The sequence below is a fragment of the Roseivirga sp. genome (genome assembly GCF_034669765.1).
In the GTDB taxonomy this organism is placed as follows: domain Bacteria; phylum Bacteroidota; class Bacteroidia; order Cytophagales; family Cyclobacteriaceae; genus Roseivirga.
Window position 1 is genome coordinate 65,520 of the sequence record NZ_JAXMOQ010000008.1, and the last position, 19,097, is coordinate 84,616.

The following is a 19,097-nucleotide window of genomic DNA, read 5'->3' on the forward strand; positions in this document are numbered from 1 at the left end:
TATTTGCCCTAGCCCTTGACTTTTTAACTTTTAAATAGAAATTGCCTTAAAATTGAATGAGAAATAAACTATGAACGCTCCCAGTTCCAAACCAAGGGTAATTAAAGATTTTGACAAGCTCGATGTAGAAATCCAAGAGCAAATTAAGCTCACGTACCCTGAAGGCTTTGAAGACAACCTTATTTACTTTACCAACAAAGAGGGTAAACGTGTTTCTGCTCTTCCTTTTGAAACTGAGGAGAAATATTACCTCGTTCGAATGACCGTTGAAGAAGCGCAACAGATCATCGAAGATGATGATGATTACGATGCAGACGGTAACCTCAAAGATGAGATCAAAGAGGAGTATGAAGAAAAGCACGCTGATGATATTGATGACGAAGACGAAAGCACTGGTTTCGATATAGCAGATGATGAGGGTGAAGACGAGGACGAAGATTAATCTTCACTCCCTATTTTAAAACTCTAATTCCAAACTCACTACTTCCTATACATTATGAAAATTGGCATTATTGGTGGCACAGGTATGTTGGGTCACCATTTGGCCATTGCTGCTCAATTGCGGCAATACGAAGTGGTGATTATCCATCGCAAAAGCTCCAACCTATCCCATATTAAAGACCTTCAGTTCGAAAGCAGAATTGCCGACCTCAACGACAGAGGAAGTATGATTAGGGCCATGGAAGGGTTGGATTACGTAGCCAATTGCGCTGCCTACTACCCTACTGTTCCTAAACCACTGGCCCAAGAAATGAAAACTGCACGTTTACAAATGCAGTTCTTTATGGATGGCGTTCGCGAAGCCAAAGTAAGCCGAGCACTCTATGTGGGTGGCTCCATTGTTCTGCCTAAAAACCCGAATGGATTGGGTAACGAAAGTCTCGATTATCCCCAAGAACCAGAAAGTACCAACGCCTATTTAAGGGTGAAATGGTTGATGGACAATATGGCAAAAATGAATGCTGAACACGGCCTCCCGCTTGTAATTGGAATTCCGAGTATGACCTTTGGTGAATATGATTATGCACCCACTACAGGCCGACTGATTCAGGATGTCGCCAATGAAGAAGTACCCGCTTATGTTCATGGTCTTCGGAATTCGGTTTATGCAGGTGATGCAGCCCGTGGCTTGCTATTAGCGCTAGAAAAAGGTCGTTTTGGAGAGCGTTACCTCATTACTGGTGAGAATACTTCGATAGAAGAAATCATTAAAATGGTATGTGAGGTTGCCCAAGTGCCTATGATCAAAAAGACCATTCCATTGAACATGGCGAAGTTTATTTCCAAATCACAAGAAATTAAATACACCCTGTTTAGAGGCACTCCCCCAACACTTTCTTCAACGGCAGTTGCCATTTTAGCTTATGGCCAGCATTTGGACGGAAGTAAGGCCAAAGAAGAATTGGGGTACGAGCCTGACCTTACCATAAAAGATGCCATCAGCCGAGCCTACAATTGGTTCAAGAAAGAAGGTTATATTGAGTAAAATTTAACTCCATTACCTTATGTCGATACAAGAGAACCGTGAACTGATCGATAGATTTTACACCGCCTTTGCTCAAAAGGATGCCGAAGCCATGAATGCTTGTTATGCCAAGCAAGCCGTATTTGAAGATCCAGCCTTTGGTAGGCTGAATGATTCTGAGATTACTTCCATGTGGTCGATGTTGATAGAAAGAGGTGGGAAGGATTTAACGGTGACCCACAAAATACTTGAGGTAACCAACGGTAAAGCCAAAGCTCAATGGACGGCAGTTTACCCTTTCAGCAAAACGCAGCGAGTGGTGCACAACAAAATTACTGCTGAGTTTATTATTGAAGAAGGAAAGATTGTTTACCACAAAGACCATTTTAATATGTGGAAATGGTGTTCGATGGCACTGGGCTTACCTGGAATGCTATTAGGCTGGAGTGGTTTTATGAAAAACAAAGTGCGAAAAACGGCTTTATCATCGCTTCATAAGTACATGAAAAAATGAAAGAAATAGACATCAATTGCGATATGGGAGAAAGCTACGGCAACTTTTCAGTTGGCAATGACAAGGCTATTTTCCCTCACATCACCTCCACCAACATTGCCTGTGGCATGCATGCTGGCGACCCTTACCACATTCAGAAAACCATAGAAATGGCCATTGCCCATGGTGTCCAAATTGGTGCGCATCCGGGTTATCCCGATTTGCAAGGTTTTGGGAGAAGAGTTGTCTCAATGTCTGCCGAAGAACTATCTGCTTCCATCAAATATCAGGTAGCCGCTTTAAAGGGAATGGTTGAAAGCGCAGGTGGGCAACTAAAATATGTAAAACCGCATGGTGCCCTGTACAATGAAATGGCCAAGAATGAAAAGGAAGCCATCACGGTTGTAAAAGCCATTAAATCCATTGATCCATCCCTTTTGATCATGGGCTTAGCAGGCAGTCATATGAAGCACATTGTAGAAGCAGAAGGCATGATATTTATTGGCGAAGCTTTTGCCGACAGGAGGTATGAAGCCGATGGAAAGCTGATGAGCAGAGCAAAAGAAAACTCCGTTATTCATGACGCACAAGCCGCTGTAAATCAAGTATTGTCAGTAGTAAATAATGGCTATACCAAAACGCTAAATGGCGAAAAGGTTGAACTCAAAGCCCAAAGTTTTTGCATTCATGGCGACAATCCACAAGCCGTAGAAATTCTAAAAGCCATTAAATCAGGTTTGGAAGAAAACGGGATAACGCAAAAAGCTTTTACAACACCATGAAAATTGTACCCTTTGGTGATTCAGCTTTGCTCGTCAACTTTGAGCAAAAAATTGATGAAACCATCAACAATCAAGTACTCTCACTTTACAAACAACTTCAAAAAGTAAAAGAAGTCACCTTTCTTATTCCTGCTTATTGCTCACTCACAGTGGGTTTTGGTGAACAAACTTCGCTCAAGGCACTGTCTAAACAAATCGAAGAACTCAACAAGAAAAGCCAATCGACTGACCTTAATTTAAACCCAAGACTTATTGAAATCCCTGTCTGCTACGATGCGCCATATGCACTGGATATGAATGAGGTGATGGAAAAAACAGGCTTAAGTCGACAAAAAGTTATTGATACGCACTGCCAAGAAACTTACAAAGTATACATGCTCGGCTTTGTTGCGGGCTTCGCTTATTTGGGAAGTCTGCCTAAACAATTATTCTGCCCTAGAAAAACCGAACCTAGGAAAGAGATTTTGGCGGGTTCTGTAGGCTTAGCAGGTTTGCAAACTGGAGTTTATCCAGCGAATGCACCGGGCGGATGGCAAATTATAGGTCGCACTCCTATTCCTACTTTTAACCCGAAAGCAGAAAACCCTACGCTTTTTAAAGCCGGTGATGCTGTGAAATTCAAATCTATTTCTTCTTCAGAATTTGAAGAGATAGAAAAGCAAATATCCGGCAAAACATTCAACTTAGAAGAATATTATGGCTAGGCTGCATTTTTTAAAACCGGGTTTACAAACTACCATGCAAGATTTGGGTAGACATGGCGTGCAAGATTTGGGCATTCCCATTAATGGAGCCATGGACAAAGCTTCGGCTCAACTTGCCAATCATTTGGTAAGGAATTCAGCCGATTCTCCTGTTTTAGAAATCACTTTACTAGGGCCGAAAATTCAGTTTGAAGGCCCATGTCAAATTGCCATTACTGGTGCTGACCTTTCTGCGGAAATTAACGGGAGTATAATCCCGCAATTCAAAACCATCAACATCAACCATGGAGATGTGCTAAGCTTTAGCAAACCAGTTACAGGTTGCAGGGCTTATTTGGCTATCAATGGAAAGTGGGACATTCAAAGTTGGTTAGGAAGCTTCAGTGCTTCGGCTACAAACACTGCCCTAACTACACCTAACAGTATAATCGTCAAAGATCAAATTATAGAGATCATCCGTGGCAAGGAGCAATCAATTTTTGCCATTTCTGAAAGTGAAAGACCTAGTTTATCAGTTGAAGCACCAATAAAAGTTTATCCTGGGCCAGAGTTTGAGGCATTTTCTACCATTGAAAAACAAAGCTTTTTTGGTGATTGCTTCACCATTGGTCAAGATTCAAATAGAATGGGCTATAGACTAAAAGAAGCGCTTAAGGGCTATACCCAAAAGAAAGAAGTGATCTCATCAGGAGTGATTCCCGGCACGATACAAATCACCAATTCAGGTCAACCCATCGTTTTAATGGCCGATGCCCAAACCACTGGCGGCTATCCAAGAATTGCCAATGTAAGTTCAACTGATCTTGATAGACTGGCTCAATTTAAGCCAGGAGATACAGTGACGTTTGAGTTGATTAATTTTTCTTCCTAAAAAAAACTAAATTATCCGTTCAATTAGGATAAAATGACTTTACTAAAGACCTCCCATTTCATCAAACAACTTTTCCTCGTTATTACTTTCTCTCTTATCTACTCCTGTTCTAATAGCAATATCGGAGAAGAAAATTCTCCTTTTAATTTGAGGTTAATAGAAACCAAAATCTTCACTTTAGATAACGAAACCCCACCGTATAATGCTGATTATCAGTTGAGCGAAAATGGCAAGAAACGAACGCTTTCATTTTTGAATGCTAGAAATAAAACCCTCTATTTTTATGATTATGACAGCCGAGAATTGATCAATAAAATACCCTTTGAGGCAGTCGGCCCTAAAGGGGTTGGCGAAGTGCTGAGATCATATTATTACCACAATCAAGATTCAATATTTGTTCAAGCGTTTCAGCATGCCAAATTATATTTATTCAATAGTGAAGGCGAAAAACTTGATACATATCCGTTAAAGGCTCCTTTAGGTAATTACATCACTCCTTTTTACTACTCAAATGGGAAATTAGTCATTAACAACAGCGTGGGCTGCAACAGTAGTCAAGGTAATGACCCAAAACCAGTTGCGGCTGTTTATGACTTGAAATCTAAAACATTCGCACTTGATGTAGATTACCCTAAAGAATACTATACAGAAAACAGCGGATGGCCAATCTCACTCTGCAATGTTTCCAATGCCCCTAACATAGAAGCTGGAACAGACTTGTATAGTTTTGCCATGTCGCCCGAAGTAATAGTAACAGACCACCAAGGTAAATATGAAAAAATTGATTTTTCCAGTTCTGAGATTGATCAAAGCAGATTTGCGACAACGGATGAAATGCCTTTAGATCCATTGGATCAGGCAAAACTAGCAGGCAGATATGCTCAATATGGTGCCATTTACTACGACCCATTCCAAAAGTATTATTTAAGGTTTGCCAATGAGCCTATTCCAGAATCTAGGATGGAGAAGAGAATCTTTAAGCCCATTCAGAACATCATTATCAAAGATGAAAATTTTAATACACTAGGTGAAGTAAAAGATTTTGAAGGAAGTCACTTTTTCTTCTTTACAAAGGAAGGGTTGAATCAAATTTCTGTGGACAAGGACAATGAAGGTCTTATGGTGATTAATGTATTCGATTACGAAAAATAGAACCCCTTAAAAATAGACAAGGCGATTTCCGTCTGAAATCGCCTTAATCAACCTTAAACTAAACTACTAGCTATACTATTTATTTCAATCGATAGTATTTCGTGTTATACAATGACGACAGGTAATCTGCCTGTCTGTAAATTTTCAAACCTTCTTCACTCAATTCAGAAACCATACCTTGTAAAACCAAGTTGCCTTCCGCATCAAATACTTTGACGGTTTGAGGAGCTTCTTGGAACACCATTGGACTTGGTTCCATGTATGCATCAACATACGCTTGAACATCCTCTAAATAGGATAAGTCTTCTTCGAAAATTGGGGTGTTGGAATCATTAGATTTAGCGTCAACCGATGTAACGATTGTAACTGCTAAAAAAAGTGCGATTAACGCTGAGATGTTTTTTTGACCTAGATTTTTCATGTTGTTGTGTTGATATTTTGAGTTACCGCCCGACCAAAGGCGGTTAATTTTAACCTTATTGTTTTTAACCTTGCCAACTTCTTTCCAATAGATGTGCCAAAAGAACAAACTATTTGATTATCAAGTAATTAAACAAATTCAAGAAGATCAGCTACTCAAAAAGTGTACGGAAACGACCGATCATGTGAACACTTTCGAATACCCAAAAACAGTGAGGCCAGCGTTTCTGCTGGCCTCTTTTTTAATTGTTATGTTTTTCCACATTCTAATCAGTCCTTCTTCTTTGGTTTCGGACTCGCTGTTTTACCCAATTTACCAGGACGATTAACACCATAACTTCCGTTGGCGATTTTACCTTTCTTGGTTTTTATATCTCCTTTTCCCATAATATTGATTATTTAAGACTTCTTATTAAGTCTACTGGCAAGGTGGAAAAAAGTTTCGATAGTAAGTCATTTATGGCTGTGCATTAATAAATTGCAACGCAAATGATGAATACAGAGAAAGAGATCAACCTGAGCGATTATACTTATTCGTTACCTGATGAACGAATTGCCAAATACCCGTTAGCCAAGCGAGATCAATCCAAGCTTTTACACTATCATAAAGGCACTATTGAACACAAGAGCTTTAAGGACATCGAAGGGCTCATTCCTGATCAGTCCACTTTGTTTTTCAACAATACTAAGGTGATTCCTGCCCGATTGATTTTTCATAAATCCACTGGGGCACAAATCGAGATATTTCTACTGAAACCAATTTCACCTTCCCCTATCTTGAGCGTAGTCATGGAAGAACGGAAAACCGTGACCTGGGAATGCATGATTGGCAATGTCAAAAAATGGAAGGAAGACATTCCCTTGGTGAGGGAACTAAATCTAGGTGACAAAAAAATTATACTTCAAGCCTCTATCCATGATCGCGAAAAGCGACAGATTCAATTCAGTTGGAATGATGAGGCTGTTTCTTTTTCAGAAATAGTGGAAGCCTCTGGCAAGGTGCCGCTTCCTCCCTATTTAAACCGGCAACCAGAGGCAGAAGACAAACCACGCTACCAAACGGTCTACTCAGCGCATGATGGCGCTGTGGCGGCTCCCACAGCGGGTCTGCACTTTACGCCTGAAATTCTAAAATCATTAGCCGACCGAGGCATTAAGGAGAGCTTCCTTACCCTCCATGTAAGTGCAGGTACTTTCCAGCCCATTAAAACCGAAAATATTCTGGAGCACCCCATGCATTCGGAACAAATGGTGGTCGATAGATTGAGTATCCAAAATGTAGTAGAAGCCAAAAAGAGTATCATTGCCATTGGTACAACTTCCATGCGCACTTTGGAAAGTCTTTATTGGTTTGGAGTTCGGTTAATGAATGGAAATGAGAATTTTGCTATTGAGAAGTTAGAGCCCTACCAAAGCCCACAAAAAGCCACGCGTTCAGAGGCATTTTTCGCAATTCTAACCTGGATGGACAAACACGAATTGAGTCAAATTATTGGTACAACGGAGATTTTTATTTTCCCCGGTTATCAATTTAGGGTTTGTGATGGTTTGATCACCAATTTCCATCAACCTGGAAGCACGTTGATTTTACTAGTAGCTGCATTTATTGGTGAAGATTGGCACAAAGTATATCAAGAAGCCGACACCAATGGCTATCGCTTTTTGAGTTACGGAGATTCCTCTTTGTTAATGCCATAATTGAATAAAAGTTATAAATTGACAGAATGCAAGAAGCAATTTCGGATAGTACTTTAGTAAAAGTAGCTTCGGATTACGAGCAAGTTGTTACTTATATCAATGAGCAAATACCTCTTATAGGTGAACCTTTCCATATTTTAAGGTTAGAAATGACCGCTACGCAAATCATTTTGCCAATAGCATTTCTATTTCTCATCAACCTTATTGGTAACATAATAAGATCCGTTTTGATCAACAAGATCTTAAACCGCTATATCGAAGATCGCAAAACTGTGCTTTCCATTGGTAATACTACCAAGTATTTCATCTTGATTATAGGAATAACATTTGTTCTGTCCACAATTGGACTAGGAAGCGACTCCCCCTTAAATGTCAAGCTTAACCCATCGGCTGAACACCCATTAACATTGTTTGCCTTGTTCAGGGTAATATTCTTTTTGAGTCTACTCGTTTTTCTTACCAGTAAACTCAAAGGAGTGTTCGTTAAACAAATCTTGAGTAGATACTCCGATGATGTCGGAGTAAGTGAATCTATTGGTACCATAATTCAATATGTAGCAGTATTAGTTGGAGGTTTAATTATTGTTCAAAGTACTATCAACCTAGGTTCTCTCAACGTATTAGCAGGAGCGCTAGGTGTTGGTATTGGTTTTGGCCTACAGAACATTGCTAATAACTTTATTTCAGGACTCATCATTCTTTTTGAGCGGCCGATCAAGGTAGGTGATAGAATTGAAGTAGGTAATATCTCAGGAGATGTAGTAAAAGTAGCCGCAAGAGCTACAACCGTCAGTACCAATGATAATATTTCTATCATCATTCCGAATTCAGAGTTTATAAGTCAGAAAGTAATCAATTGGAGTCACAATGACAGAAACATTAGATTCCACGTCCCAATAGGTGTTTCTTATAATGAAGACCCAGCAAAGATCAAGTCCATTCTATTTGAGGTAGCCAACAAACATCCTGATGTTTTAAAAAACCCTGGTCCTGAAGTCTTGTTTCTCGAATATGCAGACAGCTCACTTAATTTCGATTTAATGATTTGGACCAGTACATTTATTACTAGACCAGTCGTATTGAAAAGCCAACTCTATTTTCTGATTTTTGAGAAGTTCAGTCAGCATGGAATAGAAATCCCTTTCCCTCAAAGGGACATTCATATAAAATCAGGGAATATTGTTCCTCAAAAATGAAAGAAATCCTTTTTGGCGTATAGTTAAAAGCATTTACTTGCACCCTTAGTATTTAGACTATATTTGACGGTTTTTAATTGAAGCAATGAGAGTAATAATCGCAGGTGTTGGAAATGTAGGGTTTCATTTGGCTAAACTTCTGTGTGCTGAAGGTCAAGACATTGTCTTGATTGATCAAGTAGCAGACAAGTTAAAAGCCGCATCAAATTCTGTGGATGCGTCTACCATTAAAGGAAATTCTACTTCTTATAGTGTTTTAGAAGAAGCTGGAGTTTCGGAAGCAGACCTCCTTATTGCGGTAACATCCTCAGAAGATGCCAATATTGCTACCGCTATCATTGCCAAGCACCTTGGTGCAAAAAGAACGATTGCAAGAATATCAAATACCGAATTTATTTATCAAAAGGACAAACTGAATCTTAAGCATTTAGGAATTGACGATATTATTTCTCCTGAATCACTTGCGGCAAAAGAAATTAAAAGGTTGCTAAAAGAAGTAGCCTTGACCGATAGCTTTGAATTTGAAAAAGGACTCCTCTCCTTAATTGGTGTTAACATTGAAGAAAATAGCCCTCTGAATGGTAAAACCATGATGGAGGTAGCCAAATTAAATCCAGATCAGAAATTCATGACAGTGGCCATATTACGCCACGATGAGACTTTGATTCCATATGGAAATACTAAGTTTCAAGTAAATGATCACGCCTATTTTGTAGCCCAGCCAGATGGCGTAGAAAAGCTCTTATTTTTAGCAGCCAAGAAAAAAGAACCTGTTAAAAGCGTGCTGATTTTGGGAGGCTCAAGAGTAGGGTTTCATGCGGCTAAAATCTTGAGCAACCGTTACAACGTCAAAATCATTGAACGCGACCCTCAAAAATGCTTTGAGCTTGCTGATCAGCTTCCTGATGCCATGGTAATTAATGGAGACGGAAGAAATGTAGACTTGCTTCATGAAGAAGGTATTTCTGACATTGACGCATTTATTGCAGTAACAGGTAACTCAGAAACTAATATCATTTCATGTTTAGTGGCCAAAAACAATGGGGTTAAAAAAACCATTGCTATGGTGGAAAACATGGATTACATCCACCTTTCTCAAAGTATCGGAGTGGATACCATGATCAATAAAAAGCTTATTGCGGCTAACTTTATCTTCCGTCATATTAGGCAAGGTGATATTGTTTCCATTACCAGTATTCACGGTGTAGATGCCGAAATCCTGGAATTTGAAGTAAAGGAAGGCTCCAAAATCACCAAAAATCAGCTTAGAAATCTTGAATTCCCTAAAACCGCAATCATTGGAGGCGTAATCCGAGATGGAAAAGGTTTTACAACTCCTGGGGATTTCATGTTCCGACCAAAAGACCGGGTAGTAGTCCTCTCTAAACCAGAAAGCATCAGTAAGGTTGAATCCTACTTTATTTGATATCTTTAAAGGCAGATGAGGTTCAATATTAAAGCCATTTCAAAAGTCCTCGGCATTCTTCTTATGATGAATGCTGGCTTCATGGTACTTTGTCTGCCTGTCTCTATCTATTACGGTGAACACGATCTTATTGCTATAGCCCTTTCTGCTACCATTACCGGAGTAGTTGGTTTTTCAATGAAATTCCTCACCCGAAAACTACCAGATAGGGAGTTGAAAAAACGTGATGGATACATTGTAGTTACCTCTGGATGGATTTTCATGTCCATTTTTGGTGCTTTGCCTTTTGTCTTGAGCAATAGCATCCCTGATTTCACCAATGCCTTTTTCGAGACCATGTCAGGTTATACCACCACAGGAGCCTCAATCCTTAACGATATAGAATCGGTACCGAAAGGTATTCTTTTTTGGAGAAGCCTTACCCAGTGGATTGGGGGAATGGGAATTATTGTATTAGCCGTTGCCATCCTTCCTTTTTTGGGCATTGGTGGTATGCAGCTCTTTGTGGCTGAAGCACCAGGAATTACGCCAGACAAACTTCAACCTAGAATTCAAGACACAGCCAAACGACTTTGGTTCATTTATGTAGGCCTAACCATTGCAGAAGCTATTCTCCTCTATTTTGGTGGAATGACTATCTATGATGCTGTCAATCATTCGCTTACGACCATGGCCACTGGTGGGTTCTCTACAAAGAATGCCAGTGCTGCTCACTACGATTCTCCCTTTATACAATATGTACTTATCGTGTTTATGTTTTTGGCGGGTACAAGTTTTACGCTTACCTATTACGCACTAAAAAGGAATTTCAAGAAGGTATTCAAGAACGAAGAGTTTATTGTTTACAGCATCTTCACTATTGTAATATCAATTATCGTCACCATTACCGTATTCATCGTTACGGATAGTGGCCTCGAAAAATCCTTCAGAGATTCACTCTTCCAAGTCGTTTCAATCATTACGACAACAGGTTTTGTATCTGCTGACTACACCGCTTGGGCACCTTTTCTTACTACATTATTCTTCATACTATTATTGGTAGGAGGTTCTGCCGGTTCAACCGCAGGTGGTGTTAAAGTCATCCGCCATGTAGTGTTGTTCAAGAATTCTTTTCTAGAACTAAAAAGACAACTCCACCCTTCTGCCGTGATTCCTGTTAGGATTAGCGGAAAAGCGATTGACCAAGGAGTAGTTTCCAATGTACTGGCCTTTATAATGATTTATATCCTAGTCATGATTGTAGGTGTAATCTTACTTTCTACTATGAATATTGATTTTGATACAGCTTTTGGAGCCGTAGCCACTACCCTTGGGAATGTTGGACCCGGAATCGGAAATGTTGGGCCTTTGGACAATTTTTATAACATACCGGCACCGGGCAAATGGCTGCTTTCTTTCTTAATGCTTCTGGGCAGATTAGAGTTATTTACAGTGCTTATGTTGCTTTCTCCTTATTTCTGGAAGAAAAATTAAAATAACTTACCGAATACTGATTTCTTTTTTTCTGCTTTAAAACCAGCCTGTTTTACGGCTTGAATAACTAGGTCAGAATCGATATTTTCGGCCTCCACTGTCAATAGCCTGTCTTTACTACTCATGTCCACCGACCATTCGGACAGCTCTTTTAACTCATTTAAAAAGGGGGTTACTGTAGAAAGACACATCCCACAATTAATATTGGTTTTATATACGGCTTTTTTCATTTAATTTTCACTCTAAATTGTAACAGGCTTGAGTAATTCCTTAAGCCTCATAAAGATAAATCACACTTGACATTTAAAGAACTTAATCTCCACGAAAGTGTATTGGAAGGTTTAGACGCCATGGGTTTTGAGACCCCAACCCCAATCCAAGAACAAGCTATCCCAGTAATAATTGAAAACAAAGATTTAATTGCTGTTGCCCAAACAGGTACTGGAAAAACCGCGGCTTTCTTGCTTCCAATCTTACATAAAATCTGTTCAAACGATATTCCTGATGGACAAATAAACACATTAATTATTTGTCCCACCAGAGAACTTGCTGTCCAAATTGACCAACAATTGGAAGGCCTTGGATACTTTACTCCTGCCACTTCATTGCCTATTTATGGTGGTGGTGATGGTGATGGATTCTCTAGAGAAAAGAAAGCATTGACTACTGGAGCTCACATTATCGTGGGAACTCCAGGGAAACTTATTTCCCACCTCAATTTGGGCTATGCCAAAATCGATCACTTAGAGCACCTGATTCTTGATGAAGCCGACCGTATGTTAGACATGGGCTTTTATGAAGACCTGATGCGTATCATTGGCTTCTTACCCAAGAATAGACAAAACCTTATGTTTTCGGCCACCATGCCTCCAAAAATAAGGAAGCTCGCCAAAGATATTCTACAAGACCCACATGAAATTAGCATTGCCATCTCTAAGCCAGCCGAAAAGGTCGTTCAAGTAGCTTTCAACACTTACAATAACCAGAAAATTGGCCTCGTAAAGCACCTGCTTCGCTTCAATGACATTCCCAGTTTAGTAATTTTTGCCTCTACAAAAATTAAGGTAAAAGAACTTACTAGGGAACTACAGCGTGAGAAAATGAACGCTAAACCCATTTCTTCCGATTTAGAACAGAAAGACAGGGAAGATATTCTTCGTGAATTTAAAAGCCGAAAACTTCAGATTTTAGTAGCCACTGATGTAATCTCTAGAGGTATTGACATCGACAATATCGACATGGTGATCAACTATGATGTACCCAACGATGCGGAAGACTACATCCACCGTATTGGCCGTACGGCCAGGGCCTCTTCTGAAGGTGAGGCAGTCACTTTCATCAACGAGGAAGACCAATTCAAATTCTCTAAAATTGAAGAGCTCTTAGGTAGTCCTGTACGTAAAATAGCTTTGCCTGAATTTTTAGGAGAAGCACCTGTTTATGACCCTATCAAAAATAAGGGCAAAGGGAAACGTTCATTCGGTAATAAAAAAGGATTTAAAAGGAGGTAATTGAAAACCTCCTTTCGATTTCATCATTCATACCTCAACGAATCTACTGGATTAAGCCGCGCTGATTTAACGGTTTGAAAACTTACCGTAATTAGTGCTATTCCAATTATCAGCAGTGTTGCAAGGACAAAAACTAACAAATTGATACTAGTGTGGTATTCAAAGCCTTGGAGCCAACTGTCCATTGCTAAATAGATTAGCGGCCAAGCGATTAGGCTTGAAATCAGAATAAGCACAACAAACTCTTTCGATAGAAGAAAAAACAAGCCGGGCACAGTTGCGCCCAGTACTTTTCTCACTCCAATCTCCTTGGTCCTTTTCATTGCGGTAAAAGCCGAAAGCCCAAAAAGTCCCATACAGCCAATAAAAATAGCCAAAACTGCAAAAACGGAGAAGAGTGACTGAAATTGATCTTCTGACTTATATTGTTGATTAAAGAATTCATCGAGAAAGAAATACTCGAAGGGATTCCCTGGAAAAGTACTTCCCCATTGACTTTCGATGGCCGCCAAAGCTGGTGAAATATTTTGTTCTTGAACTTTAATCAAAAAATATTCAGCCCAAAATGGCTGTAAAATAAACACAGAAGGAATTGCTTTCTCACGCAAAGATTCATGGTTATAATCTTCAACGACCCCAATTACTACTACCGTTGCGTCAAAATTTTCTGCCACGATTGCCTGTCCAATAATATCCTCAGGGCTTTCATATCCTAGTTGCCGCAAAGCGGATCTTGTTACCAGAGCTGCAGTGTCCAAATCATTAGGGAAGTCTCTAGAAAAATCTCTACCAGCAATTACTTGCATTCCCATCGTTTGAATGAACTCGAAATCAGCTCCTACAAAATTGAGCGGGTAGGTCTGACCAGCGGGTTGATTATAAGCACGAACATCTGCCTTAAATCGAATTTTCTTTCCAGGAACGATACCACTACTGGTTACCTCTTTGATATTTGAATTTGATCTTAGTTCATTACTAAAAGCAACAACTTGCTGGTTTCTTAACTCTGGGTCTGCGCTTGAAATTGCTGGGCGTTCCACTACAACAATCTGATCCATTTCAAAACCCAATTCCGCATTTTTAACATACTGCATTTGCCTATAAACAGTGAAAGTGCCTATGATCAAAGCCGTAGAGGCGGCAAACTGAAAGATAACCAAAGCCTTTCTAAGTACAACGCCAGTTCCAGAGTTCCTGAACTTTCCAGTTAAAGTGCTGACAGGCTTGAAAGAAGATAGCACCAAAGCTGGATATATACCTGATGCAAATGAACCAATAAGGAAGGCCGCAATTAGCGACCAAAGAATCATCTCATTTTGCCAAATTTTCACTTCTGCTGGAATACCACTTAAGCTATGGAAACTCGGTAAAGTCAAGGCTATAATGACGACAGCAAGGACTACAGCCAAGAGGTTAATCACAAAGGATTCGAACATAAACTGACGAATCAATTGACTTCGAAGAGAGCCTAGTACTTTTCTAATTCCCACTTCTTTGGCCCTGTCCAACGATCTGGAGGTAGCCAAATTGATATAGTTTACCCAAGCAATTAAGATAATAAAAATGGCGATAATGGAGAGGTAAGTAATTGGTTCTCCGCTTCCATTCAACTCTGCTTCATCGCTCAAGTGGGAGTCTAAATGAATTCTTTGAAGTGGTTGCAATGTAAATACATTTTTACCTTCATTCTCCTTTAATTCAGGCTTATATTTATCTATCATTTGAGGAAACTTAGCTTGCAAAGCGTTTACGTTGGTTCCCTCAGCTACTTTGATGTATGTATAAAAATCTTTCCTTCCCCAGCCCGTTTTGTACCTTGTCACGGCACCATCAAAACGTCCGTAAAGAGTAGCGGTAGAAATCAAGACATCATATTTCAGATGGGTGTTGGGTGGTAAATCCTTATAGACACCAGTGACAATGCAGTTCTCATCATTATAATCATCATCCTTTAATCGTAAATGCTTACCCATTGGGTCTTCATCCCCAAAATATTTTTTTGCTGTACTTTCAGAGATGACTATTGAAAAAGGTTCTACCAAAGCAGTTTTGGCATCACCTAATAACATTTGATTTGAAAAAAGAGAAAGGAAATTAGGGCTGGCATAAAGAAATTTTCTCTGTTTGAATTTAATGGGTTGACCAGCCCCCTCTTCATAAGTGATTACCACATTATTCTTGTAGCCCATATTATATAAATGTGCCCATTCAATCACTTCAGGAAATTCTTGAACCATGGCTGGGCCTACTCCTGGGTAATTTTCAGCACTATTGAATACTTCTTCATTGTTCTGAAAAATATCTAGACTCACCCTGTAAATATTCTCGGAGTCCTTCTGAAAGTTATCGTAACTGAGTTCAAAAGTAACGTAGTGAAGAATCAGTAATGCCCCTGCCAAACCAATGGCAAGACCGGAAATGTTAATAAAAGAATAGGTCTTATTTTTCATTAGTGACCTAATTGTGATTTTGATGTAATTTGAGATCATGACGTGTTGTTTATTGTTTTGAGTACTATGTATTTTATCCACTATCAGATAAGGCCTAAAAGATTTTAGTACTGTAATTGAGTACTTCTTTCTTGCCTTCTTCAGCCCTACTTTTCGAATATTCAAAGCGTACTCCTCATAGAGATCACCCTCAATTTCTTCAACCCATCTTTCAGTACAGAATTGCCTTAAGAACCACAAGGGAAATTTAGGCGGCTTTGGTATATCGTTATTGTAAGACATATTCCGGTATGGAGCTCCAAATGCCTTCTCTTAGGCTTTTCGCTTCCTTTAAGCTTTTCACTCCATAGGGAGTTATATTAAAAATGCGTTTTCTCTTTCCTCCTCTTAACTTAGTAGCTTCCCCTAATTCAGAATTCAAGAAACCTTTCTTTTCCAATCTATAAAGTGTAGCATGTACAGCGCTTAAATTTATTTCACGCTTGGTCCGAGTTTCCACTTCTTCCTTCACTGTTATTCCATAAGCCAAATTTCCTAACATAGCCACTGTCAAAAGCACTACCTCCTCAAACTCACCTAAGTACGTTCCTTTCATTTTAATATTTTATTATTATGCAAATAATATAAGAAACACGTTAAACACAAAAGAGATTGAAATAAATAGTGAACAATATTTCGAAACATGAGGCATCCTGAAACCCTCTTGTTAGTAAGACTTCACAAATTTAAATTCGTTACTCTAAATCAAAAGTTAAATCTCATACAGCAAAAAAATGTACGTATACGTTCATAATCAAGTTCGTTTGCGAACAACAAACACTTAAGCTGCCACTTACCTACAACACAAACCTTTGATTAACAAAGCCTTACAACTATCACGATCCTTTGGCATCTTTAGTGGTAGAAATCTATTGTTAATCAGCTATAAACCACCACTATGAAGAATTTTTCCTATGCCTTCAGAGTCTTACTCCGAAATAAATTTTATTCATTCCTAAATATCTTCGGTTTAGCTATGGGCTTAGCCGTGGCTATTATCATCCTTTTATATGTTCAAAGCGACATGAGTTTTGACAAACACCATGAAAAGTATGATCGGATCTACAGGGTTGAATCCAAATTCAGAATCCCACCTAAGGACGATGAATTTGCTCTTAGCTCATTTGTTTTGGCCGAAATGATGAAGGAAGAGTTTCCAGAAATTCAGAATTTCACAAGGTTTATGAGCGCTGGGAGGCAACTATTCAGAATTGGAGACAAGAACATATATCAAGACAATCTCTATTTCGCAGACTCTTCTGTGTTCAGCATGTTTACGCATGAATTTATTGAAGGGAACCCCAAAACTGCTTTGGTTGAACCTAGCAGTATAGTACTCACCCAAACAGCCGCAAAGCGTATTTTTGGTAATGGAGAAGCCATTGGGCAACTCTTAGAAACTGACAACAATAATTTGAAGGTAACGGGTATTATTAAAGACTTACCAGACAACGTTCACCTCACTTTTGAAGGCTTGATTTCCATCTCAACCGTTACTTCTGGTCAACCTGCTCTAACGAGTCAACAAAAAGCAAATCAACTGTGGAATATCTCTCTTTATTCGTACATCATGCTTCCGAAGAACTACGATGTAAACAATATTTATAACAAGTTTCCAGACTTTTTCGAAAAGTACATGAAGCCTTTGGTGCTACAAGCTGGCCTAGGAGATGCTGGTTTTAGCCCACGATTGATGCCCTTAGCATATATACATTTTAATTCAAAAGTACAGTATGATTTACCTACTGGTAACTTAACCTACACTAGGGCATTTACCGCCATTGGTATTTTCATCCTACTTTTAGCCAGCATCAACTATATGAATTTGGCCACAGCAAGGGCCACCAACAGATCCAAGGAAGTAGGAGTGCGAAAAGTATTGGGTTCTAGCAGAGGAAAACTGCGCGCTCAGTTCTTAAGCGAATCGGTGATCATCACATTCCTTTCGTTGATGCTGGCCATATTAATTGTCAATATATTAATCCATGGTACAACCTTAAATTCTCTTTTAGGGAAAGACCTTCAACTCCATTTCTTTAGCAATCCGTTGCTACTATTTGGCTCACTAGGAGTGGCCATAGTTATCGGTCTTTTTTCGGGCATTTATCCCGCTTTTTACCTATCGGCCATTTCCGTTTTGGTCGCTATGAAAGGAAGTGTGAAAACTGGTCCAAAAAGTGTTTTCCTCAGAAAAGTATTGGTGGCATTTCAATTCTTTATCTCCATTGCCGTGGTAATTACCACCCTATTAATGAATAGTCAAATCGACTTTTTAAGGACCAAAGATTTAGGTTTTAATAAAGACAATGTGGTGTTAATTCCTTTGCAAGACACCACTGTTCGGAACAGAATGGAGTTCATTAAGGCAGAACTAATGCAGAACCCAAGTATTTTAGGTATTACTGATGCCTTTGGAGTGGGTCGAGGTGGTGGTAATGTGGGTAACAGTCTTTTAGGAGCAGGCAGACGACTATTAAGCGTTAGCGACAACGAAAATAACATAACACAAGATACCTACAATGTACTTACTGTTGGGAAAGACTATTTTAAAACAATGGACATTGAAATTGTTCAAGGTAGAGATTTTGACGAAAATATGGCTACGGACATTACTCAAGGAGTAATTGTTAATCAAGCGGTTGTGGATGCAATGGGCTGGGATGAGCCAATAGGGCAAACCGTTTCTCCTATTGGGCTACCAGAACCGACTAAGGTAATTGGTGTGGTTAAGGATTTTAATGCGTTTTCGCTTCATGTTAAGGTAGAGCCTACCGCTATTTACAGATACCAATTACAAAATGCGGGAGCGCAAGGGCTACCTACCTTAATGGTTCATATGAATGACGGTGCAGTTGGCCCAACCATGAAATTCTTAGAAAATAAGTTTACTGAGTTAGACCCCAATCACCCTTTTGAATATGAATTTCTAGATCAACAAGCAGAAGAGCTTTACCGTGGAGATCAAAGACAAAGCAAGCTTACAGGTATACTTTCATACATCTGTATTTTAATCTCTTGCTTGGGCTTACTGGGTTTGTCTTCGTTCACCACTGCCACCAGAATAAAAGAAATTGGTGTGAGAAAAGTGTTAGGGGCCACAGTTCCACAACTGGTATTCATGATTTTCAAAGACATTATGGTGCTGGTGCTGATTGGCTTCGTTTTGGCCGCTCCAGCAGCCTACTGGCTCATTAATGACTGGTTAGATGTGTTTGCCTATAGAATGAATTTACAGGAAGTGATATTGCTTGCAGCAGGTATGTCGGGAGTATTGGCTTTAGTTATTTCCTTCTTAACGGTCAGTTTCCATTCGTTAAAAGCTGCAAATCAGAATCCTGTGAAAGCACTTCGGTACGAATAAAGATTTCAATCTCAATTCAATTTAAAAGGCAACCTCGATTGGGGTTGCCTTTTTGT

The 19,097-nt window shown here is 39.4% G+C and carries 18 protein-coding genes and 1 pseudogene; 13 read left to right on the forward strand and 6 right to left on the reverse strand.

Translation table 11 applies throughout. The annotated features are described in order from the left end of the window. Positions 1–70 precede the first annotated feature (70 nt). The 7 genes from VOI17_RS15500 to VOI17_RS15530 are packed head-to-tail and all read left to right on the forward strand — an operon-like array spanning position 71 to position 5,467. Positions 71–442, forward strand: coding sequence for a hypothetical protein (locus VOI17_RS15500; RefSeq protein ID WP_323758140.1), 372 nt, complete (start codon positions 71–73; stop codon positions 440–442). A 54-nt stretch (positions 443–496) separates the two neighbouring features. Beyond that, entirely contained in the window at positions 497–1,486 is a 990-nt protein-coding gene (locus VOI17_RS15505; RefSeq protein WP_323758141.1) for an NAD-dependent epimerase/dehydratase family protein, read from the forward strand. Positions 1,487–1,505: 19 nt separating this feature from the next. Then, positions 1,506–1,979, forward strand: a complete 474-nt coding sequence (locus tag VOI17_RS15510; protein WP_323758142.1) for a nuclear transport factor 2 family protein — start codon at positions 1,506–1,508, stop codon at positions 1,977–1,979. Further along, on the forward strand, positions 1,976–2,740 hold the full coding sequence (locus VOI17_RS15515; RefSeq protein ID WP_323758143.1) for a 5-oxoprolinase subunit PxpA: 765 nt from the start codon (positions 1,976–1,978) through the stop codon (positions 2,738–2,740). The genes VOI17_RS15510 and VOI17_RS15515 overlap by 4 nt, the downstream gene beginning before the upstream one ends. Next, a complete protein-coding gene (gene pxpB / locus VOI17_RS15520) occupies positions 2,737–3,444 on the forward strand; it encodes a 5-oxoprolinase subunit PxpB (RefSeq protein ID WP_323758144.1) in 708 nt (235 codons plus the stop codon). The genes VOI17_RS15515 and pxpB overlap by 4 nt, the downstream gene beginning before the upstream one ends. Further along, complete coding sequence (locus tag VOI17_RS15525) at positions 3,437–4,315, forward strand: biotin-dependent carboxyltransferase family protein (protein ID WP_323758145.1); 879 nt, start codon at positions 3,437–3,439, stop codon at positions 4,313–4,315. The genes pxpB and VOI17_RS15525 overlap by 8 nt, the downstream gene beginning before the upstream one ends. 33 nt (positions 4,316–4,348) lie before the next feature. After that, positions 4,349–5,467, forward strand: coding sequence for a DUF4221 family protein (locus VOI17_RS15530; RefSeq protein ID WP_323758146.1), 1,119 nt, complete (start codon positions 4,349–4,351; stop codon positions 5,465–5,467). Positions 5,468–5,546: 79 nt separating this feature from the next. Here VOI17_RS15530 and VOI17_RS15535 read toward each other — a convergent pair whose 3' ends face one another. Continuing rightward, positions 5,547–5,888, reverse strand: a complete 342-nt coding sequence (locus VOI17_RS15535; RefSeq protein ID WP_323758147.1) for a hypothetical protein — start codon at positions 5,886–5,888, stop codon at positions 5,547–5,549. 269 nt (positions 5,889–6,157) lie between these two features. Beyond that, positions 6,158–6,274 (reverse strand): 30S ribosomal protein THX, encoded by a 117-nt coding sequence (locus tag VOI17_RS15540; protein WP_323758148.1) that lies wholly within the window; start codon positions 6,272–6,274, stop codon positions 6,158–6,160. A 105-nt stretch (positions 6,275–6,379) separates the two neighbouring features. Here VOI17_RS15540 and VOI17_RS15545 point away from each other — a divergent pair, with 105 nt between their 5' ends. From VOI17_RS15545 to VOI17_RS15560, 4 genes are all read left to right on the forward strand, one after another. Continuing rightward, on the forward strand, positions 6,380–7,585 hold the full coding sequence (locus tag VOI17_RS15545; RefSeq protein WP_416376056.1) for an S-adenosylmethionine:tRNA ribosyltransferase-isomerase: 1,206 nt from the start codon (positions 6,380–6,382) through the stop codon (positions 7,583–7,585). 26 nt (positions 7,586–7,611) lie between these two features. Then, on the forward strand, positions 7,612–8,781 hold the full coding sequence (locus VOI17_RS15550; RefSeq protein ID WP_323758150.1) for a mechanosensitive ion channel family protein: 1,170 nt from the start codon (positions 7,612–7,614) through the stop codon (positions 8,779–8,781). Positions 8,782–8,866: 85 nt separating this feature from the next. Then, entirely contained in the window at positions 8,867–10,207 is a 1,341-nt protein-coding gene (trkA, locus tag VOI17_RS15555) for a Trk system potassium transporter TrkA (RefSeq protein ID WP_323758151.1), read from the forward strand. 15 nt (positions 10,208–10,222) lie between these two features. Next, entirely contained in the window at positions 10,223–11,680 is a 1,458-nt protein-coding gene (locus VOI17_RS15560) for a TrkH family potassium uptake protein (RefSeq protein WP_323758152.1), read from the forward strand. Here VOI17_RS15560 and VOI17_RS15565 read toward each other — a convergent pair. Continuing rightward, positions 11,677–11,910, reverse strand: a complete 234-nt coding sequence (locus tag VOI17_RS15565) for a heavy-metal-associated domain-containing protein (RefSeq protein ID WP_323758153.1) — start codon at positions 11,908–11,910, stop codon at positions 11,677–11,679. The two genes, VOI17_RS15560 and VOI17_RS15565, sit on opposite strands and share 4 nt — an antisense overlap. A gap of 66 nt (positions 11,911–11,976) precedes the next feature. Here VOI17_RS15565 and VOI17_RS15570 point away from each other — a divergent pair, with 66 nt between their 5' ends. Then, positions 11,977–13,191, forward strand: coding sequence for a DEAD/DEAH box helicase (locus VOI17_RS15570; RefSeq protein WP_172796078.1), 1,215 nt, complete (start codon positions 11,977–11,979; stop codon positions 13,189–13,191). Positions 13,192–13,214: 23 nt separating this feature from the next. On the opposite strand, the gene VOI17_RS15575 is transcribed toward VOI17_RS15570, so the two are convergent. From VOI17_RS15575 to VOI17_RS15580, 3 genes and pseudogenes are all read right to left on the reverse strand, one after another. Then, positions 13,215–15,641 (reverse strand): ABC transporter permease, encoded by a 2,427-nt coding sequence (locus VOI17_RS15575; protein WP_323758154.1) that lies wholly within the window; start codon positions 15,639–15,641, stop codon positions 13,215–13,217. Between the two features lie 93 nt (positions 15,642–15,734). Next, positions 15,735–15,923: pseudogene (locus tag VOI17_RS18005) on the reverse strand (permease prefix domain 2-containing transporter); the annotation flags it as partial. Continuing rightward, positions 15,910–16,236 (reverse strand): PadR family transcriptional regulator, encoded by a 327-nt coding sequence (locus VOI17_RS15580; RefSeq protein ID WP_323758155.1) that lies wholly within the window; start codon positions 16,234–16,236, stop codon positions 15,910–15,912. The gene VOI17_RS15580 and the pseudogene VOI17_RS18005, both read right to left, overlap by 14 nt. Before the next feature lie 342 nt (positions 16,237–16,578). On the opposite strand from VOI17_RS15580, the gene VOI17_RS15585 reads away from it, so the two are divergent. Continuing rightward, entirely contained in the window at positions 16,579–19,041 is a 2,463-nt protein-coding gene (locus VOI17_RS15585; RefSeq protein ID WP_323758156.1) for an ABC transporter permease, read from the forward strand. Positions 19,042–19,097: the final 56 nt, after the last annotated feature.